General features: G+C 71.3%; 21 protein-coding genes. 10 read left to right on the forward strand and 11 right to left on the reverse strand.

What is annotated here, in order from left to right:
- The first annotated feature begins 25 nt into the window (after positions 1–25).
- From N1028_RS05350 to N1028_RS05385, 8 genes are all read left to right on the forward strand, one after another.
- On the forward strand, positions 26–784 hold the full coding sequence (locus N1028_RS05350) for an SDR family NAD(P)-dependent oxidoreductase (protein WP_259525792.1): 759 nt from the start codon (positions 26–28) through the stop codon (positions 782–784).
- Complete coding sequence (locus N1028_RS05355; protein WP_259525793.1) at positions 769–1,905, forward strand: aldose 1-epimerase family protein; 1,137 nt, start codon at positions 769–771, stop codon at positions 1,903–1,905. Before N1028_RS05350 ends, N1028_RS05355 begins: the two co-directional genes overlap by 16 nt.
- A gap of 110 nt (positions 1,906–2,015) precedes the next feature.
- On the forward strand, positions 2,016–3,251 hold the full coding sequence (locus tag N1028_RS05360) for a CaiB/BaiF CoA transferase family protein (protein WP_259525794.1): 1,236 nt from the start codon (positions 2,016–2,018) through the stop codon (positions 3,249–3,251).
- Entirely contained in the window at positions 3,248–4,429 is a 1,182-nt protein-coding gene (locus tag N1028_RS05365; RefSeq protein WP_259525795.1) for an extracellular solute-binding protein, read from the forward strand. The genes N1028_RS05360 and N1028_RS05365 overlap by 4 nt, the downstream gene beginning before the upstream one ends.
- Position 4,430: 1 nt before the next feature.
- Positions 4,431–5,282, forward strand: coding sequence for an enoyl-CoA hydratase/isomerase family protein (locus N1028_RS05370; RefSeq protein ID WP_259525796.1), 852 nt, complete (start codon positions 4,431–4,433; stop codon positions 5,280–5,282).
- Between the two features lie 190 nt (positions 5,283–5,472).
- The gene (locus tag N1028_RS05375; RefSeq protein ID WP_259525797.1) at positions 5,473–6,711 is read left to right on the forward strand and encodes a fumarylacetoacetate hydrolase family protein; all 1,239 of its coding nucleotides are present in this window, start codon (positions 5,473–5,475) and stop codon (positions 6,709–6,711) included.
- An 11-nt stretch (positions 6,712–6,722) separates the two neighbouring features.
- Positions 6,723–7,748 (forward strand): LacI family DNA-binding transcriptional regulator, encoded by a 1,026-nt coding sequence (locus N1028_RS05380; RefSeq protein WP_259525798.1) that lies wholly within the window; start codon positions 6,723–6,725, stop codon positions 7,746–7,748.
- Positions 7,749–7,957: 209 nt separating this feature from the next.
- Positions 7,958–9,472 (forward strand): aldehyde dehydrogenase (NADP(+)), encoded by a 1,515-nt coding sequence (locus N1028_RS05385; protein WP_259525800.1) that lies wholly within the window; start codon positions 7,958–7,960, stop codon positions 9,470–9,472.
- A 136-nt stretch (positions 9,473–9,608) separates the two neighbouring features.
- On the opposite strand, the gene N1028_RS05390 is transcribed toward N1028_RS05385, so the two are convergent.
- The 3 genes from N1028_RS05390 to N1028_RS05400 are packed head-to-tail and all read right to left on the reverse strand — an operon-like array spanning position 9,609 to position 10,779.
- The gene (locus N1028_RS05390; protein ID WP_259525801.1) at positions 9,609–10,007 is read right to left on the reverse strand and encodes an SRPBCC family protein; all 399 of its coding nucleotides are present in this window, start codon (positions 10,005–10,007) and stop codon (positions 9,609–9,611) included.
- Between the two features lie 9 nt (positions 10,008–10,016).
- Entirely contained in the window at positions 10,017–10,337 is a 321-nt protein-coding gene (locus N1028_RS05395; RefSeq protein WP_310795574.1) for a DUF3253 domain-containing protein, read from the reverse strand.
- Complete coding sequence (locus N1028_RS05400; RefSeq protein ID WP_375163445.1) at positions 10,324–10,779, reverse strand: biopolymer transporter Tol; 456 nt, start codon at positions 10,777–10,779, stop codon at positions 10,324–10,326. Before N1028_RS05400 ends, N1028_RS05395 begins: the two co-directional genes overlap by 14 nt.
- A 107-nt stretch (positions 10,780–10,886) precedes the next feature.
- On the opposite strand from N1028_RS05400, the gene N1028_RS05405 reads away from it, so the two are divergent.
- Positions 10,887–11,906 (forward strand): alpha/beta fold hydrolase, encoded by a 1,020-nt coding sequence (locus N1028_RS05405; RefSeq protein ID WP_259525803.1) that lies wholly within the window; start codon positions 10,887–10,889, stop codon positions 11,904–11,906.
- A 380-nt stretch (positions 11,907–12,286) separates the two neighbouring features.
- Here N1028_RS05405 and N1028_RS05410 read toward each other — a convergent pair whose 3' ends face one another.
- The 7 genes from N1028_RS05410 to N1028_RS05440 form a co-directional block, all read right to left on the reverse strand.
- The gene (locus N1028_RS05410) at positions 12,287–13,720 is read right to left on the reverse strand and encodes an ion channel protein (protein WP_259525804.1); all 1,434 of its coding nucleotides are present in this window, start codon (positions 13,718–13,720) and stop codon (positions 12,287–12,289) included.
- Between the two features lie 85 nt (positions 13,721–13,805).
- Positions 13,806–14,306, reverse strand: coding sequence for a monovalent cation/H(+) antiporter subunit G (gene mnhG / locus N1028_RS05415; protein ID WP_259525805.1), 501 nt, complete (start codon positions 14,304–14,306; stop codon positions 13,806–13,808).
- Positions 14,303–14,566, reverse strand: coding sequence for an MrpF/PhaF family protein (locus N1028_RS05420; RefSeq protein ID WP_259525807.1), 264 nt, complete (start codon positions 14,564–14,566; stop codon positions 14,303–14,305). The genes mnhG and N1028_RS05420 overlap by 4 nt, the downstream gene beginning before the upstream one ends.
- The gene (locus N1028_RS05425; protein ID WP_259525808.1) at positions 14,563–15,201 is read right to left on the reverse strand and encodes a Na+/H+ antiporter subunit E; all 639 of its coding nucleotides are present in this window, start codon (positions 15,199–15,201) and stop codon (positions 14,563–14,565) included. Before N1028_RS05425 ends, N1028_RS05420 begins: the two co-directional genes overlap by 4 nt.
- Entirely contained in the window at positions 15,198–16,868 is a 1,671-nt protein-coding gene (locus N1028_RS05430; protein ID WP_259525809.1) for a Na+/H+ antiporter subunit D, read from the reverse strand. Before N1028_RS05430 ends, N1028_RS05425 begins: the two co-directional genes overlap by 4 nt.
- Positions 16,865–17,383, reverse strand: a complete 519-nt coding sequence (locus N1028_RS05435) for a sodium:proton antiporter (protein WP_259525810.1) — start codon at positions 17,381–17,383, stop codon at positions 16,865–16,867. Before N1028_RS05435 ends, N1028_RS05430 begins: the two co-directional genes overlap by 4 nt.
- Positions 17,380–20,514 (reverse strand): Na+/H+ antiporter subunit A, encoded by a 3,135-nt coding sequence (locus N1028_RS05440; RefSeq protein ID WP_259525811.1) that lies wholly within the window; start codon positions 20,512–20,514, stop codon positions 17,380–17,382. Before N1028_RS05440 ends, N1028_RS05435 begins: the two co-directional genes overlap by 4 nt.
- Before the next feature lie 90 nt (positions 20,515–20,604).
- Between N1028_RS05440 and N1028_RS05445 the strand changes: the two genes are divergently transcribed.
- Complete coding sequence (locus N1028_RS05445; RefSeq protein ID WP_259525812.1) at positions 20,605–21,531, forward strand: Vgb family protein; 927 nt, start codon at positions 20,605–20,607, stop codon at positions 21,529–21,531.
- Here N1028_RS05445 and N1028_RS05450 read toward each other — a convergent pair.
- Positions 21,528–21,803: a glutaredoxin family protein gene (locus N1028_RS05450; protein WP_259525813.1), complete on the reverse strand. Its 276-nt coding sequence runs from the start codon at positions 21,801–21,803 to the stop codon at positions 21,528–21,530. The genes N1028_RS05445 and N1028_RS05450 overlap by 4 nt on opposite strands.
- Positions 21,804–21,912 lie beyond the last annotated feature (109 nt).

The raw sequence follows: 21,912 nt of genomic DNA on the forward strand, positions 1-21,912 counted from the left end.
AAGAGCGGGAACGAGAGGGAGAGTCGTGCAGGAGAAGGTAGCGATCATCACGGGCGCGGGCGGCGCGCTCGGCCGGGCGACGGCACTCAGGCTGGGGGCCGACGGCTTCGCCGTGGGCGTGCTCGGCCGGGCGAGCGTCGACCTGGCCGAGACGGCGGCCCAGCTGGAGGCCGAAGGGGTGCCGGTGCGGGTGCTCGAGGTCGACCTCCGCGACGCCGCGGCGATCGAGTCGGCGATCACCGCCACCGAGGCCGACTTCGGGCCGGTCGAGGCGCTCGTGAACAACGCTGCGATCTACCCGTCGACCCCTTTCCTCGAGATCCCGCTCTCCGAGTACGACGACGTGGTCACCGTCAACCAGCGCGGCTACTTCTACGCGGCGCAGGTGGCGGCGCGGGGCATGGTGGCGCGCGGCCGGGCCGGTCAGACGGCCGGGGCGATCGTGAACGTCGGATCGATCACCTGGAACGGCGGCTGGTCGAACCTCGCCAGCTACGTCTCCACGAAGGGCGCCGCCGTGGCGCTCACCCGGGCGCTCGCCCGCGAGCTCGGCGAGTTCGGCGTGCGAGTGAACGCGGTGGCGCCGGGCGCCTTCCCCACCAAGGCGGAGGAGATCCAGGGCGACGCGGCCGAGTACTCGGCGCACGTGATCGAGCATCAGGCGCTCAAGCGCCGGGGCACGGATGCCGAGCTGGCCGCCGTGGTCTCCTTCCTGGTCGGGCCCGACTCGTCGTTCGTCACGGGCCAGACCATCAACGTCGACGGCGGATGGGTGATGAAGTGAACATCTTCGGCAAGGACCTCACGCACGAGCAGCTCGCGGAGCGCACGGGCGATCTCTCGGCCGTCGCCGGCATCCGCCAGGTGGTGCTCGACAACGGGGTGGAGCGGGGCGTTCGCGCCATCGACCTCCGCACCGCGGCCGGCCTCGAGCTCGAAGTGCTCGTCGATCGGGCTTTCGACCTCGGCTCGGCCCGGTTCAAGGGCGTGCCGCTCGGCTGGCGCTCGGGCAACGGCTTCCGGCACCCAGGCCTCCATGAGCACAATGACGAGGGCGGGCTCTCCTGGCTCCGCGCCCTCGACGGCCTCCTCGTCTCGGGCGGTCTCGACCACACGCTCTTCGGCGGCGACGTGGATGCGACGCGCTACAACTACCCGCCCAAGCAGAGCGTCAACCACGGGCTGCACGGTCGGTTGACCGCGATCCCGGCCCGGCTGCTCGAGGCGCGCGAGGTGCCGTCGGTCGACGGGGGCTCACCCGTGCTGCGCGTCGTCGGCGAGGTGATCCAGGCCACGTCGTTCGGCGAGCACCTGCGGCTCACCCGCACGATCGAGCTCGACTTCGACGGCCGCGAGATCCGCCTGCACGACGTGGTCGACAACCTCGGCTTCGAGCCCACGCCGCACATGTTCCTCTATCACATCAACTTCGGCTGGCCCTTCGTCGACGAGGGCACCGAGTTCGTGGCCCCCGTGGCCTCGCACCTGTGGGCCTCCGACTCGGCGGCCGACCAGGGCGTCTCGTACCGCACGCTTCCGGCCCCGCAGAAGGGCTTCGTGGAGCAGGTGTTCGAGCACGAGCTCGTGGCGGGCCCCGACGGCGACCACCGGGTGGCGCTCATCGCGGCCGACGGCTCGCTCGGCGTGGAGGTGAGCTGGGCCGCCTCGGGCATGCCGCACTTCTTCGAGTGGCAGAACCTCCGAAGCGGCCAGTACGCGATCGGCCTCGAGCCCTCCACCCACCATGTGGGCGGCGATGGCGCGGCGCGCGAGGACGGCTCGATGACCTTCCTCGAGCACGGCGAGAGCCGCGAGTACCGCACGCGCATCCGCGTGCTCACGGGCGCCTCCGAGACCGACGCCGTGCGCGAGGCCATCCGGGCCATCGGATCGCAGCCGGAGTAGGCCGCCCACCGTGCCGAGCTCCCCACCGAACCTCACCCCGATCTCCACTAGAATGTTAGCGCTGCCATCTGTAACCGACGGATGCGGCACCCGACCGACGAGGACCCATCATGAGTGATTCCAGCCCCACCGACGCTCCCGAGGTGCTCTCCGGCATCCGCGTGCTCGACTGCTCGATCGCCATGGCAGGGCCCTTCGCTGCGCAGCGCCTCGGCGACCTCGGCGCCGACGTCATCAAGGTCGAGCCGACCACGGGCGAGTGGCAGCGCCACGCGGCCGCCGGCGGGGCCACGGGCAACCGGATCAACGTCTCGTTCCTCTCGCTCAACCGCAACAAGCGCTCGATCGGCGTCGACCTCAAGTCGGCCGAGGGCAAGGAGATCCTCTACGAGCTCGTCAAGACCTCGGACGTCTTCCTGCAGAACTACCGCCCCGGAGTCGCGGCCCGTCTCGGCGTCGACTACGAGACGCTGCGCGCGCTCAACCCCTCGCTCGTCTACGTGTCGATCTCCGGCTACGGGGAGGACGGTCCCTACCGCAACCGTCCCGGGCAGGACCTGCTGCTGCAGGCGATGAGCGGCGCCATGCTCTCGGCCGGCAGCCACGGGCATCCGCCCACCCCCGCCGGGCAGTACCTGGTCGATGCCGTCACCGCCTCGACCGCGTTCGAGGGCGTGCTCGCCGCGCTGTTCCACCGCGAGCGCACCGGTCAGGGGCAGCTCGTCTCGGTCAACATGCTCGACGCCATCACGACGCTGCAGATGCAGGAGCTCTCGGTGTTCACCGTCGGCGGCGTGCCCCAGAAGCGCGGTGCAGAGCCGCACGCGCACGTCTACATCCGGGCGCCCTACGGCACCTTCTCCACCACCGACGGCTACATCGCGCTCGCCATGCCCGAGCTGCACGCGCTCGGCGAGGTCATCGGCGATCCCTACTTCGACGGCCTCGACACCGAGACCGACAGCTGGAAGCACCGCGACGAGATTTTCTCGCGCACGGCCGCGCGGCTCGCCACGGAGTCGTCGGCGCACTGGCTGGCGGCGTTCTCCGAGGCAGGCATCTGGGCTGGGCCCGTGTACGACTACCAGGCGCTCGTCGACGACGAGCAGATCAAGCACAACGGCACCTTCATCGAGTACGAGCACCCCACCGAGGGGCTCGTGAAGACCCCCGGGTTCCCGTACAAGCTGTCGGAGACCCCCGCGCGCATCGACCGGGGGGCGCCGCTCACCGGGGAGCACACGCGGGAGATCCTCGAGGAGCTCGGGTTCGGCTCGCGCGCCGATGCGCTCGTCGAGGCGGGGGTCGTGGCGGCGGAGCCTGCGGTGATCGAGGAGCAGGTGTGACCGGCTTCCGCGGCATCACCTGGGACCACCCGCGCGGCCGCAATGCGCTCGAGGCGGCCGCGCGCTCGGCCGCCTCCGGATCCCTCGACATCTCCTGGAGCGCCCACTCCCTCGAGCACTTCGAGTCTCACCCCATCGACGACCTCGCCGCGAACTACGACCTCATCGTGCTCGACCACCCGCACCTCGGCGAGGCTCTCGAGAAGCACTCGCTGCAGCCGCTGGATGCCGTGGTCGGCGCCGCGCGCATCGAACGCTGGTCGCGCGAATCCGTCGGCCCGTCGTTCGACTCCTACTCGGCCGACGGCTACCAGTGGGCGGTGCCGTTGGACGCCGCCACGCAGGTCGCGGTGCACAGCACGGCGCTGCTCCCCGCCGCCGACGTGCCCGCCACGTGGTCGGAGGTCGAGGCGCTCGCGCTCTCGGGTGACGCGCCCGTGGCGCTCTCGCTCGCCGGGCCGCACGCCTTCCTCAGCTTCGCCTCGATCGCCGTGGCGCTCGGCGAGGAGCCAGGGCGGCACCCGGGCGAGCGGCTGATCTCGGCCGAGACCGGGGCGCAGGTGCTCGAGCTCATGCGCTCGATCGCGTCGAGGGCGCCCGAAGGGGCGGATGCGCAGAACCCGATCGCGCTGCTCGAGCGGCTGTCGGGGGCGGGCACCGGGGCGGGCGGTGCATCCGGCGGCTCCGGCGCATCCGGAGACATCGCCTACATCCCGCTCGTCTACGGCTACGTCACCTACTCCTCACCCACCGTGCGGTTCGCGGATGCGCCCACGGGTGCTCCGGGCGGCCGTCGCGGTTCCACCATCGGCGGCACCGGGCTCGCGGTGAGCGCCCGCGCCGAGGTGACGCCCGCGCTCATCGACCACATCGACTGGCTGATGTCGGGCGAGGCGCAGCGCCGCTTCATCCCCCAGCACGACGGCCAGCCCTCGGCGCGTGCGGCGTGGGAGGACGACGAGGTCAACGCCGCGAGCCACGACTTCTACCGGGCGACGCTCCGCACGATCGACGAGTCGTGGGTGCGGCCGCGCTACTCGGGTTACATCCCGTTCCAGTCGCTCGCCTCCGCCCTCGTCCGCGACGTGCTGGCGGAGGAGATCTCGATCGGGTCCGGCCTCTCCGCCCTCCAGAAGGCGTTCGACGTCTCGAACTCCTCCGTCACCGAAAGGGTCTGACATGACCGACTCCACCACCGCATCCGCTGCAGCCGCCGGCCTTCCCTCCGCCGACCTTCCCTCGACCGGCCTTCCCTCCATCGGCACCGACGAGATCCTGCTCGAGCTCGACGCGCAGGTGCTCACCATCACCTTCAACCGGCCGCAGAAGCTCAACTCCGTCACGCAGGAGATGTCGGATGCGCTCGTGGTGGCCTCCGAGTGGGCGAACGAGTCGGATGCCGTGCGTGCGGTCGTGCTCACCGGTGCGGGTGAGCGCGCCTTCTGCGCCGGCTCCGACATCCGGCAGCTCGACACGTATGCAACGCCGTGGGACTTCCGGAACCGCGGCGACTACTGCGACGCCCTGCGGCTGCTGCGGAAGCCCGTCATCGCGGCCGTCAACGGCTACGCGTTCGGCGGTGGGCTCGAGACGGCGCTGACCTGCGACATCCGCCTCGCGTCGACCACGGCGTCGTTCGCGGCACCCGAGATCAAGCTCGGCTGGATCGGCGGAGGAGGCATGAGCACGTTCCTCGGCCACTCGATCGGAGCGAGCAACGCGGCGCTGATGCTCATGACGGGCGACCCGATCGACGCCTCCCGGGCGCTCGCGTGGGGGCTCGTCTCCGAGCTGGTGGAGCCGGGATCGCTCGTCGCCCGGGCGCAGGAGCTCGCCCGCACGATCGCCTCCCGCCCGCCGATCGCGGCCGAGACCGCGAAGGCCAACCTCCGCGCGGCCTACAACCTGCCTCAGGATGCGGCGATCGCCTACGAGCGCGACCTCCAGACGGTCACGTTCGCCACGGAGGACGCCGCGGAGGGCCGAGCCGCCTTCGCCGAGAAGCGCCAGGGCCTCTTCCACCGCCGCTGACCGGCTGCGCGGTCTCCACCGCCGCTGACTGGCTGCGCGGGTCTCCACCGCCGCTGACCCCCCGCCCCGGCCACCCCCGCCCCACCTCCGTCCACCACCACTTCACCGACTTGACAGAACCTGCGCGAATAACCGCCGACTTGGCACATCTTGTGTCAAGTGGGGGCCCGCGATCGACGAGGAGACCCACATGACCACCACCACCGCCTGGGCCGGCGACGCCGCCGCCGCACTCCCCGCCGACGGCTACGCCGGCACCCTCGTCGGGCGCGTCTGGAACCCGGCGGTCGCGGGCCCGAGCCCCGTCCTCATCCGCGAGGACGGCGTCTTCGACCTCAGCGCGACCTTCGCCACCGTGAGCGCCCTCGCCGAGGAGGCCCACCCGGCCGCCGCTGCTCGCGCCGCCGCCGTGGGAGCCGCCCGGCTCGGTGGCTTCGACGAGCTCTACGCGAACACCGCCGCCGCCACGTCGGAGCCCGGCCGCGACCCCGACCGCCCGTGGCTCCTCGCCCCCGTCGACCTGCAGACCCTCAAGGCCGCCGGCGTCACCTTCGCGGTCTCCATGATCGAGCGTGTCATCGAGGAGCGGGTCAAGGGCGACGCGGATGCGGCGGCGCAGATGCGCGACAGCATCCTGGCCGAGATCGGCACCGACCTGCGCGAGGTCAAGCCCGGATCCGAGGCCGCGATCGCCCTCAAGCAGTACCTCGTGGGCGAGGGCCTCTGGAGCCAGTACCTCGAGGTCGGCATCGGTCCCGACGCCGAGATCTTCACGAAGGGCCCGACCCTCTCGGCGATGGGCACCGCCACCCAGGTCGGCGTTCTCTCGACCTCGCACTGGAACAACCCCGAGCCCGAGGTCGCCCTCCTCGTGAGCTCGACCGGCCGCATCGTGGGCGCCACCCTCGGCAACGACGTGAACCTCCGCGACGTGGAGGGGCGCTCGGCGCTCCTGCTGCCCAAGGCGAAGGACAACAACGCCTCCTGCGCACTCGGCCCGTTCATCCGTCTCTTCGACGAGGAGTCCGAGGCATCCGGGGCCCCCGGTGACACCCCCTTCACCCTCGACACCGTCCGCGCCATGACGGTCACGCTCCGGATCGACGGCACCGACGGCTTCCACCTCGACGGCAGCTCCGAGATGTCGCAGATCAGCCGCGACCCGATCGACCTCGTGGCCCAGCTCGTCGGCCCCCACCACCAGTACCCCGACGGCGCCCTGCTCATGCTCGGCACCATGTTCGCCCCCATCGTCGACCGTGACGAGCCCGACCGCGGCTTCACCCATCACACCGGCGACATCGTGCGGATCTCGTCGGCCGAACTGGGTAGTCTGGTGAACCAGGTCGAACAGAGCGAGAGGTGCGAGCCGTGGGTATTCGGAATCGGCTCGCTCATGAAGAACCTGGCGAGCCGGAACCTGCTGTGATCCAGCCGCGGATGGCGCCGTCGAGGCGTTCGACCAACACGGTCACGCTCGAAGACGTGGCGCGCCACGCGGGGGTCTCGCCGCAGACCGTCTCGCGTTCCATCCGCACCCCCGAACTCGTCTCCGAGTTCACCCTCGAACGCGTGCGCTCCTCCATCTCCGAGACCGGCTACGTGCCCAACCTCGCCGCGTCGAACCTCGCGTCGAACCGCAGCATGACGGTGGCAGCCATCATCCCCGCCATCTCGGCCTCGGTCTTCGCCGATGCGCTGCACGGGCTCGAGGAGGTGCTCGCCACCGAGGGCTACCAGCTCTTCATCGGCTCGACCGGCTACCGGCCGGCCCACGAGGAGGCGCTCGTGCGGGCCTTCCTCGGCCGCCGCCCCGACGGCATCTTCATCGTCGGTACGAGCCACTCGCCGAACACCGACCACCTGCTCCGCGAGTCGAAGGTTCCCGTGGTGGAGGCCTGGGACCTCAGCGACGACCCCGTCGACAGCGTGGTGGGCTTCTCCAACCGGGAGGCCATCCGCGCGGTCGTGGAGTTCGCCGTCGAGCGCGGCTACTCCCACCCCACGTTCGCGGGATCGCTGCAGCGCGGCGACTTCCGTGCCGCCGCCCGCCGGGCGAGCTTCGAGGAGTCGGTGGCGGCGCTGCTGCCCGGCGAACCCGTGCGGGTCGTCGACTCCGGCACCTCCACGGTCGACTACGAGACCGGCCGGCGGCTGCTGGATGAGACGCTCCGTGCGCATCCGGAGACCGACGTGCTCATGTTCGCCTCCGACGTCTTCGCCGCGGGGGCCCTGCTGGAGTGCGCGCGCCGGGGCCTCCGGGTGCCCGAGGACATCGCGATCACGGGCTTCGGCGACTTCGAGATCGGCCGCCACCTCGTGCCGACCCTCACCACGGTGGCCGTGCCCAACCGGCAGATCGGCACCGTGGCGGGCGAACTGCTGCTCGCCCGCATGACCCACCGCTCGGCCGACACCCAGGCCATCGACCTCGGCTTCTCCGTGGTGGCGCGCGAGAGCGCGTAGACGGAGCGGCCCCGACCACCTGCCCACACCCACCGCCCGACCACCTGCCCACGCCCACCGCCCGACCGGCCCCCACGATCACCCCGGCTCCCCTCCCACCACTCGCTCCCACCACCCCCTCCACCTATCCGCCGACTTGACACAAGATGCGTGAATAACCGCCCACTTGGCACAACGTGTGTCAAGTCACCCACATCGAAGGACACGACATGCTGACCACCACAGATCCGCGCACCGGTGTTAGCGCTGCCACCGACCTCAAGCCGACGACCCCCGAGGGCGTCGACACGATCGCCCGCTGGGCCGAGGGCGCGGCGCACGAGCTGCAGAGCCGCGGCCGTGAGTTCCGCGCGCAGCTCCTCGACGCCATGGCCGCCGCCGTGCTCGAGTCGCGCGACGAGCTCGTCACCACCGCCGACGCCGAGACCGGCCTCGGCATCGCCCGCCTCACCGGCGAGTCCGGCCGCAGCGCCTTCCAGTTCTCGCTGTTCGCCGAGGCCGTGCGCGAGGGCTCGTTCGTCGAGGCCGCCATCGACCACGCCGGGGACACCCCGCTCGGCCCCGGCCCCGACGTCCGCCGCATGCTCGTCTCCATCGGCCCCGTCGCCGTGTTCGGCTCGAGCAACTTCCCGTTCGCCTTCTCGGTGCTCGGCGGCGACGTCGCCTCGGCCATCGCGGCCGGCTCGCCCGTGGTCGTGAAGGCGCACGGATCGCATCCGCTCACCTCGAAGCTCTCCTACGAGGTGCTGCAGCGCGCCGCGGATGCCGTGGGCGCTCCCCGAGGAACCTTCGGCATCGTCTACGGCCAGGAGGCGGGCGTCGAGCTCGTCAAGCACCCCGCCATCAAGGCGGCGGGCTTCACCGGATCGCTCGGCGCGGCCTCGGCCCTGCAGAAGGCCATCGACACCCGGCCGGACCCCATCCCCTTCTTCGGCGAGCTCTCGAGCATCAACCCGCTCGTGGTGTCGCCCGGGGCGGCGGCCGCCCGAGGCGACGAGATCGCCTCGGGGCTCTTCACCTCCTACACCGGATCGGCCGGCCAGCTCTGCACGAAGCCCGGCATCGCCTTCGTGCCGGCGGATGCCACGGGGCAGGCGATCGTCGACGCCCTCGCCGACCTCACCAGGGTCGCTCCCGCGCAGGTGCTGCTGAACGGGCGCATCCGCGGTTCGTTCGACGACATCGAGGGGCGCCTCACCGCGGCCGGGGCGTCGCAGATCGCGCGCGGAGTGGATGCTCCGGCAGACGCCCCCGAGGGCTTCAGCGTGGCACCGACCCTGCTCGAGACCCAGGCCTCGACGCTCGACGAGTCGATCGCCGAGGAGTGCTTCGGTCCGCTCATCGTGGTGGCACGCTACAGCTCGCTCGACGAGGTGCGTGAGGCGTTCGGCCGCATCCCGCAGTCGCTCACGGCGACGCTGCACGTGGAGGACGCGGAGGCCGACGTGGTCGCCTCCCTCACGCCGACCCTCTCGGCGAACGCCGGACGCGTCGTGTTCAACGGCTACCCCACGGGCGTGCGCGTCACGTGGGCGCAGCAGCACGGCGGGCCGTGGCCCTCGACGAACTCGCAGCACACCTCGGTGGGCGTCACGGCGGTGCGGCGGTTCCTGCGGCCGATCGCGTGGCAGAACGCGCCGGAGGCGGCGCTGCCGGAGGAGCTCCGCGACGCGTACACGGGCATCCCGCGCCGCGTCGACGGCGTGCTGCACCTCGCGGGCTGAGCCACCGACGACCCGAGCCGCGCCCTCTGGGAGACGACGGATCACGCGCCCTGATCGGCGCCTGGGATCCGTCGTCTCCGACCAGGCCGCCTGTTCTCCGTCGATTCCTCCCAGCCTCGGCGAGGGGTGGCGGCGGTCAGCCGCGGAAGAGGGACGCGAGCCGGTCGAGGTCCTCCTGCACCTGGCGGGCGTCGGCGGCGAAGTCGGCGTCGCTCATGCCGGTGCGCTGGAAGAGGGTGAAGACCACCTCGCTGCCCTCGTCGTTCGGGAGCACCCGAACGGGGTTGCGGGTGACGGATCCGTTCGGCAAGACGACGTCGTGGTCGAGCACCCCGGCTCCGAGCGGCCCGACGAACCGCACCTCGACCTCGCCCATGGGGGAGTCGGTCACCCACCGCCCGTCGTCCTCCTGCCGGATGCCCGCGCTCAGCCCCGCCGCCCACCGCGGCAGCTGAGCGGGATCGCCGGCGACAGCCACCACCGCCTCGGATGCCGCGTCGATCGTCGTCGTGAGGTGCCGCACGTTCCAGGTCATCCTCCGACGCTACGCCGTCGCGCCGTTGTCGGTGTCGGCGTCGTCATCTGCAGGGCGTCGGCGGCGGATCCGGATGGGCCCGCGGGCGCCGGCGAGGTCGACCGGCTCGCCGCCCTGCGTGATGTCCACCTCGCCGCGGTCCACCAGCCGCTGAGCCGCCTGACGAGCGGGCTCCATCAGGGGTCTCCAGTCATCGGGGTCGGCACCTCCCACGGCACGCGCTGCGTCGGAAGGACAGATCGTGGAGGTCGGCGCCCGCTTCGCCAGCAGGTCGAGGATGGCGGTCTCGAGCTGCATGCCCTGTTCGCCGCCGCTGTCAGTCCCGGTCACGGCGCTCCGCTCTCTCGGCCGCCGCGGTGGCGACTTCGGTGCGCGCAGCTCGGGTGTGCACGGAGCCGGTGGCGGATGACTCGTCTCCGTTGAGACGGACGTCCTCGGCATCCGGATGCGCGTCGAGCTCGGCGAGGGCCGCCAACGCGTCGCGGGCGCGGGTGATCCGATCGGCGACGGGCTCGTCCCACCAGGCGGGGCCGCGTTCACCGAGGCCGTGCTTCGCGAGGCCGACGCGCGTGCGGGAGGCGGCGACCGCATCCGGCTCGTCGCGCCGTTTCGCGGCCCCCACGCCCGAGCGGCCGCGGCCGAGGTGCGACTTCAGCTGCTCCACCACGTCGGCCGGCAACGCGGGATCGGTGCGCCGCCATCGCCGCCCGCCGACCACCAGCCAGCGCTCGTCGTCGGTGGGGCTCTCCGAGCCGGCGTCGCGCGCTGCCATCGCACCCTCTCTCCGACAAGTCCTGCACATCCGACGTCGACGCTACGCCCGTCCACCACGTCTCGCCGCCGCTCGTCCAGGAGCACCCGGCCTGGCATGCTGGGGTGATGCCTGACCAGGATCCGCCCATCGAGCTCACCGTCGAACGCGTGCGCACCGATGCCGGTCGTGGCGGCACCGCGCTCTCCACACGGGTCACGAAGGTGGTCACGCGCGAGGGGGAGCGCGCGGAGGCCGCCCACCGCGGGCACGACTTCGTGCTCATCGCGGGGGTGGGGGTCGCGGCCACGTACTTCGAGTTCCTGGCGCCCACGTTGGCGCAGCACGGCGACGTCTATGCTCTCGACCTGCCCGGTTTCGCAGGGCTCCGCCGTCCCGAGGAGCAGCCCACCGCGGCTTTCTTCGCCGACCAGGTCGAGCGCGTGCTCGAGCACTACGGCCTCGAGAACCCGGTGCTGATCGGCCACTCCATGGGCACACAGGTCGTCACCGAGGTGCTCGTGCGGCATCCGGAGTTCTCTCACGGCGTGCTCGTCAGCCCCGTCATCAACGAGGCCGAGCGTGCGGTCGCCGTGCAGGGCATCCGCTTCGCCCAGTCGGCGGTGCACGAGAACCTGCACCTCATGCTCACGGCACTGTCGTCGTACATCCTCTGCGGGGTCGTCTACTTCCTCACGGTGCTCCCGCACATGCTGCGCTACCGGTTGAGCGAGCGGATCGGGCTCGTCGAGGCCCGCCTGCTCCTCATCCGCGGTGAGCACGACCGCACGTCGCCGCGGCGCTTCCACTCGAGCCTCGCTCGTGCGGCGCGGAAGGCGGCGGCGGTGCGCACGTGGGAGATCGAGGGCGCAGCCCACTCCATCATCAATGCCCACGCCATCGGTGTCGCCGAGCTCACGTTCGATCATCTCGCCGGAACCCTCGCGCGCCGTGGCCGCATGCCCTCCCGCGAGGCGGAGGTGCCGCCGCCGCGCGTCACCGACCTCGCCATGGTGCTCGGCGCCACGGGCAGCCGCATCGCGGAGTGGGTCAGCGCACTCCGAGGCGACGACGCGGGGGTCGCCCGGGCGAAGTCCGCCCACGCCAAGATCCTCTGGCGCGCCTTCGCCCCGTCTCGCGCCCGCTGACGCCGGCACCGCCCGCTGGCGCCGACCCGCGCCCGCTGACGCCGGCCCGCGCCCGCTGGCGCCGGCACCGAGCCCGCCTGCTGGTACCGAGTCCCGCCTGCTGGTGCCGAGTCCCGCCGGCTGACGCCCGCCCCGTACTCCGCACCCCTCGCATCCACTTGACAGTAGATGCGCTCAAAACGCGCGACTTGGCACATCTTGTGTCAAGTGGGTGAGGTGGGCGTGCGTCTTTCCCCTCCACGGTCCATCCACGTGACAGTAGGTGCGCTCATAACCGCCGACTTGGCACATCTTGTGTCAAGTGGGGGCGGGGGCGGCTCGAGCGGAGGCGGGGGAGGCGATCGGGTTCAGAAGCGCACACGTGCGGCGCTCCGAGCTGCTCAGGGGGCCGGAGGGGTCGAGGGGTGCGGTTTCGAACCTGACTCGGGGGCCGGAGCGGTCGAGGGGTGCGGTTTCGGACCCGACTCGGAGGCCGGAGGGGGCGCAGGCAGCGGGGGCGTCGTCGGGGCCGTCGGGGCCGGCAGGGACGGCGGCGCCACGATCATGGGGGGCGCCTTCGAGACGAGGAGCCAGGCCGGGAGGACCGCGAGGCACATGAGGGGGAGCAGGACGACGCTCCCGGTCACGATCACGGCGAGGAACAGCGCGATCCACCCGTCGCGGCTGAGCGCCAGCACGAGTCCGAGCACCCCGGCGGCCACGCACAGCGTGAGCGGCACGCCGGGCAGCACTAGATTGGCCAGGATGCCGAACGCCACTCCGAGGAAGACCGCCGGGAAGATGTGCCCGCCCCGGAACCCCGCCGCCGAAGCCACCGCGAGCGCCACGAGCTTGATCGCGATGATGACCAGCACCTGCCCCACGCCGTACGCCGACCGCGTCTCGAGCAGCTCCGCCATCTGATCGAGCCCCTTGAAGAGCGTCAGCGGCCCACCGAGGGCACCGAGCGCGCCGAGCACGACTCCGCCGAGCGTGATGTAGAGCACGGGATTCCCGATGCGGTGGAACAGCGGATGCAGCACCCGGAACAGCAGGATGCACACGATCCCGACCACCGCGGCCACCGACGCGATGCCCGCCGCACTCAGGATGTCGATCGGCGCCACCGTGTCGTAGACGGGCAGCCCCAGTTCGAACGTCGGATGCGCGAGCAGCGTCATGGTGAGCGACCCCGCGCCGGCGGCCACGAGCGGCAGGAACAGCCTGTCCCACAGCTCACCACCGGAGGGGAGCGCGGCCACGACCCCGGTGAGGATGAGCGCCGCCGCGACGGGCGTGCCGAACAGCGCGCCCACGGTGCCGGCGGCCGCGAGCATGACGGTCAGCTGCGGCGGCACCTTCGGCAGGAACCGCGCCATGATGGCCACGAAGAGCCCGGAGTTGATGGCGATGATGGGGCTCTCGGGTCCGAGGCTCACGCCTCCCGCGAGACCGAGCACGGCCACGAGGGCGAGCGAGGGCAGCGCCCGCAGCGGCTGCGGGGGAGAGATGAGGTCGCTCGTGGCGGAGTCCTGTCCGCCGTGCCCGGGGACGTATCGCACCACGAGCCCGACGGCGAGCCCCGTGAGGCTCAGCACGGTGAAGATGTACCACCCGCTCGAGGGATCGAGCCCCGCTGCCGCGGGGAGCGCCGACCAGATGCCGTGCTCGAGCAGCCCCGAGAGCTCGTCGAGCGCGAACAGCACGAGCGCCGAGAGGATGCCGATCAGAAGCGCCGGAACCGCGAGGATCAGCTGTCGCCGCGTGGTCGGCGCACCCGCACCCGCACCCGCACCCGCACCAGCACCAGCACCGGCCCCACTCCCACCTGCCACGCCGCCCCCTGCCCTCCGGTGGTCACCAGTATGGCGTCAGCACGCATCCGTTGTCAGTGCCGAGCACGGACGGGGATGCGCGACCTCACCGTCTCTCGAGGTCGTCGGCGGGTGAGTCGCTGTCGTCGCCGAGCTCGGCGGTGGAGTCCGCCGCTTCCGCCGCTTCCGCCCCATCCGGCGCATCCGCCGCACCCGGAGTATCGAGGTCGGGCCCGTCGGCGGGCTTCTCGACCCGCGCGAACTCGTCGACGAGCAGCGTGTCGCTCAGGAAATGCCCCGTGCGGTACGCCGCCCTCCCCGCCATGTGCGCCGAGGCAGGCGCCGTGAGCCCCTGGAAGAACACGATCGCCACCGCGAGCGTCACCGTGCCCACGGAGGGATTGGTCACCGCCACGTCGGCCACGATCGCGATGAGCCCGAGGATCTGCGGCTTGGTGGCGGCGTGCAGCCGCGACAGCACATCCGGGAACCGCAGCAGGCCGATGCCCGCCGCGAAGCACATGAGCGCTGAGAGCAGCACGAGCAGGGCCGTGATGACGTCGCGCACGCCGAAGCCGTCGGCGCCGAATCCCAGGTCGAGGTTCATGTGTCATCCCTCGACGAGATGAAGCGGGCCACGCTCACCGAGCCCACGATGCCGAACAGGGCGAGCCCGAGCATCACGGGCAGGGTGTCGGTGTGCCCGTTGACGGCCATCTCGGCACCGAGCGCGCACATCACGGTGGCCACGAGCACGTCGGATGCGATGATCCGGTCGAGCGCGGACGGCCCCTTGATGATGCGCCAGATGGCCCCGACGGCGCCGACGGCCATGAGGAGCCCGGCGATGGCGATGACGATGATCATGGGGTTCCTCCTCCCGTCTGCTCCCGATAGTCGATGTCCTTCTCCGGCGGCGCCTCGGGTTCGGCGCCGGCAGCGATCGCCTCCTCCGACTTCTTCAGGCGCGCGAGGTCGTCGACCGACCCGGCGGCCAGGATGAGGCGGCGCTCGGTGGCGAGCACCGCCCGGCGGAGGGCCGGCAGCTCGTCGACGGAGGTGACGTTGAGCGAGTGCAGGTAGAGCGTGGCGTTCTCGCGGTCGATGTCGAGCACGATCGAGCCGGGTACGAGGGCGACGGCCTCGGCCGTGAAGGTCATGACGAGGTCGGATCGTGTGCGGAGCGGCACGGCGATGATGGCGTTCGAGGGCGTGTAGCGGGGCTTGAGGGCCACCCACGCGATCTGCAGCGACGCCACCACGATGTCGGCGAGCAGCTTCACGACGAAGATCAGCCCGCGCCACGGGTTGAACCGGCCGCTCAACCGCACGGCCGGCAGGTAGAACACCGACGACACGACCATGGCGAGCACGACCCCTGTGACGAGGGCGAGCCAGGTGAACTGGCCCCAGAGCAGCATCCAGAGCAGCACGAGCCCGAGGAACGGCACGAGACCGCTCGCGATGCGGGCCCGGACCGCGCGGGGCCGGCGCGGGCTCACGGGGCACCCCCCGGGGCTGTGCCGTCTGAGCTTCCCTCCGGGGCTGTGCCGTCTGAGCTTCCCTTCGGGGCTGTGCCGTCTGAGCTTCCCTTCGGGAAGACCGAGTCGACGTAGTTCGACGGTGTCGCCACATTGCCCGCAGCCCGCTGCGCGAGGTCGAAGAGTGGGCCGGCGAACACGGTGAGGCAGAGCGTCAGCGTCACGAGTCCGGTCGTCGCCCCCACCATGAGCTTCGACGTGCTGAGCGTCGTGCCGGTCGCGGTGGCGACGCCGGTGGCGGAGCCGTTCTGCTGCTCGGGACTCTCCTGCAGCGACTCCATGAGGGGCGACTCGTAGCCCTCCACGTCCTCCTTGGGCCGCCAGAACGCCATGTTCCACACCCGCATGAGGGCGTAGAGGGTGAGGAGCGACGTGACGGTGCCGGCGCCGATCATGACGTAGACGAGCGGGCTCGGGCTCGCGGCTCCCGCCTCGAACAGCCCGAGCTTGCCGAGGAACCCGGAGAACGGCGGGATGCCGCCGAGGTTGAGCGCGCCGAGGAAGAACAGGATGGCCACGAAGGGAGCCTTCTTGAGCAGCCCGCCGAGCCGCGTGATCGACGTCGAGTGACCCACCCGCTCGATCAGCCCGACCACGAGGAAGAGGGCGGTCTGCACCATGATGTGGTGCACGATGTAGTAGATCGTGGCTCCCGTGGCGAGCTCGGTGCCGATGGCCACACCGAAGATCATGTAGCCGATGTGGCTCACGAGCGTGAACGACAGCAGTCGCTTCACATCGGCCTGCGCGATGGCGCCGAGGATGCCGATCACCATCGTGAGCCCGCCCACGATGAGCAGAGGCACGGCGAGCGGCACGTCGAAGAACAGCAGCTTGTCGGTGCGGATGACGGCGTAGACGCCGACCTTCGTGAGCAGTCCGGCGAACACCGCCGTGACGGGCGCAGGGGCCGTGGGGTAGCTGTCCGGCAGCCAGAACGACAGCGGGAACACCGCGGCCTTCACCGCGAATCCCACGAGGAGGGCCGCGCACAGGATCATCTGGATGTCGAGCGGGAGGTCGCGCATCCGCTCCGACAGCAACGCCATGGTGACCGTGCCGGTGGCTCCGTAGATGAGCGCGATGGCGCCGAGGAACAGCAGCGACGACACGAGGCTCACGACCACGTAGGTGACGCCGGCCCGGATGCGCGAACCCGTTCCGCCGAGGGTGAGCAGCACGTAGCTGGCCGCGAGCAGCATCTCGAAGCCCACGTACATGTTGAAGAGGTCGCCTGCGATGAACGCCCCGAACAGTCCTGCGGCCAGGATCAGATAGGTGGGGTGGAAGATCGAGACGGGGGTGTCGCGGTCGCGATCGGCGAGGCCCTGGCCCACGGCGAAGATGAGCACGCCGAGGAGCATGAGCGCCGAGACGACCACCATGATGGCCGACAGCCGGTCGACCACGAGCACGATTCCGAACGGCGGCTCCCAGCCGCCGACCTTCACCACGATCGGCCGGCTCGTCTCGTCGACGGCGGTGAGCAGCACGGCGGCGGCCGCGGTCACGGCGGTGAGCGCGCTGACGCTGATGGCGATCTGCAGGCGCGGGTAGCGGCCGAGGATGAGGGTGATCGCGGCGCCCACGAGGGGGATGATCACGAGGAGCGGGACGAGGGCGTTCATCGCATCACATCCCTTTCGTTCTCGCTGGGCTCTTCTTCGGCGGGCGGTGCGTCCTCGTCCGATTCGTCGGCGTCGCCGCCCTCCTCGAGCACGTGGCGCACCGCCTCGTCGTCGTCGTCGAGGTTGGCGTGGAACTGCTCCGCGGCATCCGCTTCGATGGCCTCGTCGAGCTCCTCGTCGGCGAGCACGTCGTCGCCTTCGTCGCCGAGGTTCGAGAGCCACCAGGAGCGGTAGATGAGGGCGAGGATGAACGCGGTGATGCCGAAGTTGATCACGATCGCCGTGAGCATGAGCACCTGCGGCAGCGGGTCGACGATGTCGGCACCCGTGGTGCCGCCGTCGATGATCGGGGCGGCGCCCGAGCGGCCCGACATCATGAAGATGAGGAGGTTGGTGGCGTTGCCGACGAGCAGGAAGCCGATCAGGATGCGCGTGAGGCTCTTCTCGAGCATCACGTAGACGCCGGTGCCGTACATCACGGCCATCAGCACCACGAGGGTGAGGGATGCGCTCATCGGGCCTCACCTCCCCGGGTGCCCGCGGCGGGCTGCTGCCCTGCTCGCTGGCGCCCGCTCGTGTCGCTGCCGGCCACGCGACCGCGGGTGTCGGCCTCGTCGGCCACGACCGAGTGGTCGTCGGGGCGCGCGTCGACGTCGTCTTCAGCCTGCTGGCGGTCGACCTCGCCGCCCAAGGCGCGCAGGATGTCGAGCACGACCCCAATCACGACGAGGTAGACGCCCACGTCGAAGATCGTCGAGGTGCCGAAGGAGACGTAGCCGAGCACGGGCAGCTCGGTCGAGAAGTAGGCCGAGGTGAGCACCTCGGCGCCGAGGAGGAGCGATCCCACGGCCGTGCCCGTGGCCAGGAGCATGCCGGCGCCGAGCAGCACGCCCGGACCGATCGGCAGAGTCTCGCCGAGCTCGTAGCGGCCGCCCGCGAGGTAGCGCGCGATGAGCGCGAGGCCCGCCACGAGGCCCGCCGCAAATCCGCCGCCCGGCGCGTTGTGACCGGCGAAGAGCAGGAAGACCGACACCACGATGGCGGGGTGGAAGACCAGGCGCACGAGCACCTCGAGGATCAGCGAGCGGTTGGCCGGCGAGAGCGTCTTGCCGCCGAGCAGCCACGAGTGCTGCCGGTCGTCGGGCACCTCGTCGGAGGTGTGCGGGTCGTCCACCAGCTGCGCGCGCTTGACGCCCTGCCGGCGGCCGCGCGACTCGCGGAGGCGGGGGATGGTGAAGTTGCGGCCGGTGATGAAGATGAGGCTCGCCACACCGGTGGCCACGACGATGAGCACCGAGAGCTCGTTCATGGTGTCCCAGGCGCGGATGTCGACGAGCATCACGTTCACGATGTTCTGGCCGTGGCCCTCCTCCACGCTCAGGCGTGCGAGCTCCTCCGAGAGGTCGCCCACCTGCCTGGCACCGAGCGCCACGAGTCCCACGATGCCCATCGTGACGCCCACGAGCGTTCCGATGAGGGCGCGCCGTCCGCGCCGCATGGGCTTGTTGTGCTGCGCGATCTTCACCGGAAGGCGCCGCAGCACGAGCACGAAGACCACGATCGTGACGGTCTCGACGAGCGCCTGCGTGAGTGCGAGGTCCGGGGCGCCGTGGAAGGCGAAGAGCGCCACCATGCCGAAGCCCGTGGCGCCCACGAGCAGCACGGCGGCGAGGCGGTGGGTGGCCCGCGCGGCCATCACGGCGGCCACGCCCATGGCGGCGGCGATGAAGATCTGCACCGGGTAGTCGAACAGCACGATCTCGCTCGGCCAGGTGCGGTTGAAGGCGGTGGTGAGGCCGAGGCAGAGCACGAAGACCACGAGGATCGTGCCGAGGTACTGCGGCAGACCGCCCTTCTGGGCGAACAGAGTGACCTTGGCCGCGCCCTGGTCGACACCGCGGATGATCGACAGGTACCCGCGCGAGGCGTCGACCAGCGGCGGCACCTTGCGCTGCAGCTTCGCGAAGGGCTTGCGCACGGCGAACAGGCCGAGCCCGGCGGCGATGATGAGCACCGAGATGCCCAGCGCGGGCTCGAAGCCGTGCCAGAGGGCCAGGTGGTAGGTGCCGTGGCCCTCGTCGCCGCTCCCGCCGACGAACGCGAAGTCGCGCGTGACGCCGCCGGCCCGGAGGCTCTTGGCACTGACGCTGTCGGCATACACCTCGAGGGCCGTGCTCAGCGGGGCGGCGAGGAATCCGCCCGCGATGGTGGCGAGGGTGAGGATGACGGGGGCGACCAGGATGCCGCGAGAGGGCGGGTGCGGCTCGTGGCCCGCATCCGCGGCCTTCTTCGCGCGCTGGGCGGCCGCGGCATCCGCTGCTGTGCGCCCGGATTCGCCCTTCTTGGTGAAGAAGGCGCCCCAGAAGAAGCGGGCGCTGTAGGCGACGGTGAGGATCGAGCCGAGGCTCACGCCCACGAGGGCCACCCAGCCCCAGGCGTCGCCGGCCTCGCCCGCGTGCAGGAAGGCGGAGAGCACGGCCTCCTTCGAGACGAAGCCGAGCAGCGGCGGGATGCCGGCCATGCTCGCCACGGCGATGAGCGCCACGGCGGCGAGCACCGGCCGGCGGCGGCCGAGGCCGGAGATCTCGCGGAGGTCGCGGGTGCCCTCGTCGTGGTCGACGATGCCGACCACGAGGAAGAGGGTGGCTTTGAAGAGGGCGTGCGCGAGCAGCAGCGCGGCGCCGGCGAGGGCGGCGTCGCGCGATCCGAAGCCCACCACCACGGTGAGGAAGCCGAGCTGGCTGACCGTGCCGTAGGCGAGCAGGAGCTTGAGGTCGTACTGCCGGAGCGACCGCCAGGCGCCGACGAGCATGGTCCAGACGCCGAACGCCACGAGCACCGGCACCCAGCCGGGGGTGTCGGCGAAGCCGGGGGAGAAGCGCGCCACGAGGTAGATGCCGGCCTTCACCATCGCGGCGGCGTGGAGGTAGGCACTGACAGGGGTGGGGGCGGCCATGGCGGCCGGCAGCCAGAAATGGAAGGGCACGAGCGCCGACTTCGAGAGCGCTCCGACCAGGATGAGCATGATCGCGGTGGTGACCAGGCCGCTCGCCGCGGGCGGCTCGGCCACGAGCGCCTCGATCGAGCTCGTGCCCGCCTCGGTCGAGAGCAGGATGATGCCGACGAGCATGGCGAGGCCGCCGAAGGTGGTCACGAGGAGCGCCTGCAGGGCGGCTCCTCGGCTCTCCTTGCGGCCCGTGTAGTGGCCGATGAGGAGGTAGGAGAGCACGCTCGTGATCTCCCAGAACATGAACATGATGTAGATGTCGTCGGCGGTGACGAGGCCGTACATCGTGCCGGCGAAGGCGAGCAGCAGCGCGGCGAAGCGGCCGAGCTGAGGCTCGCTGTCGCTGAAGTAGCGGGCGCAGTAGACGAGCACGAGCGCGCCGACGCCCGTCACCACGAGCGCGAGCAGCCACGCGAGGAGGTCGACGCGGAAGGAGAAGGCGATGCCCAGCTGCGGGATCCACGGCACCGACTGGGTGGCCTGCTCGCCCGCGAGGACCGTGCTGGTCTGACTGAGGGTGTAGGCGAAGGCGGCGGCCGGGAGCACCGCGACGAGGTAGAAGACCTTCGTGCCGAGGGCCCTGGTGAGCAGCGGAGTGAGCGCTGAGAGCCCTGCGAACAGCAGCAGGACCAGGATCACGCGGACTCCTCATGTCGGGGAGAGGGCAGGGTTGCCAAGTCTACCGTCGCTTCGCGGGTGGTCGGTCGCGGGGGCGTAGGCTCGGCCTCCATGAGCTCTCTCGTGGTGCATGAGGTTGCGGGCGGCGGGCCCTACGGGGTCGCTGTGACCGAGGACGGGGCGGTGTGGGCGACGCTCGTGCACGGCTCGGCCGTGCTGCGGGTGGGTGGGGTCGCGGGGGGCTCGACGGTCTCGACGGTCTCGCGGTTCCCGCTCGGGGAGGGGTCGCAGCCGTCGCAGGTGGCGGCTGCGGGGTCGGACTCCGTCTGGGTCACCGACACGACGGGCGACCGGCTGGTGCTGCTCGGGCCGGCGGGTGAGCTGCGATCGGTGGCGGTGCCCTCGGTGGGGTCGGAGCCCTACGGCGTCGTGTCGCTCGATGACGGCAGCGCCTGGTTCACCGGGATGGCCAACGACACCCTCGGTCGGATCGGCATCCTGGGTGGCGTCGCCGAGTTCGCGGCGGGGACCGACGACGGCCTCGTCTCGATGATCGCGGCATCCGGGGAGTCGCTCTGGTTCACGGCCAACCGGGCGGGCGTCGTCGGGTACGTGCGGGGCGGCGACTCCGCGCCCGTGCTGCATCAGCTGCCGACGCCGGATGCGGGGCCGGTGGGCATCACGGTGGCCGACGACGGGGCCGCGTGGTTCTGCGAGATCCTCGCGGGGGCCGTGGGGCGGATCGACCGGGCCGGGCGGATCACCGAGTTCGCGCTGCCCGAGCCGGGATCGAAGCCGCACGCGATCGTGGCCGACCACGGCGCGGGTGCGGGTGCGGGTGCGGGTGCTGGTGCGGGTTGCTGGTTCACCCTGTGGGGATCGAACCAGCTCGGCCACGTGACGCTCACGGGGGAGTTCTCGTTCGTCGACCTCGCGCCGTCGGGCCACAGCGAGCCGCACGGTCTCGCGGTGGCGCCCTCGGGCGCGGTGTGGGTGGCGATGGAGTCCGGCGCGCTCGTCGAAGTGATCCCCGGCTAGGGGAGTGCGGCGGCGAGGGCGCGGAGCACGTGCTCCGCGGTGGGAACGCCGGCGGCTCGCATCCGCTCGATGCCGTCGGCGCCCGTGATGACCACGGTGGGGGTCGCGGTGATGCCCGCGGCCTCGCTCGCGGCGGGGTCGTCGGCGACGTTGATCTCGTTCCACGCCACGCGCTCGCCGAGGAGCGGCGCTATCCGTGCGAGGGTCTCGCGGGTGCTCGAGCAGGCGCCGCAGAAGCTCGAGGAGTAGAGGGTCACGCGGAGTTCGGGCACCTCCTCCACAACACCCGCCCCCGCTCCCGGATTCCCCACCCCCGTCGACCGCACAGCTCCCGGATGACGCCCACGATAGAATCAGCTGTCATCCGGCACCGTCCGTCGG

The organism is Herbiconiux oxytropis (assembly GCF_024979315.1).
GTDB lineage: Bacteria > Actinomycetota > Actinomycetes > Actinomycetales > Microbacteriaceae > Herbiconiux > Herbiconiux oxytropis.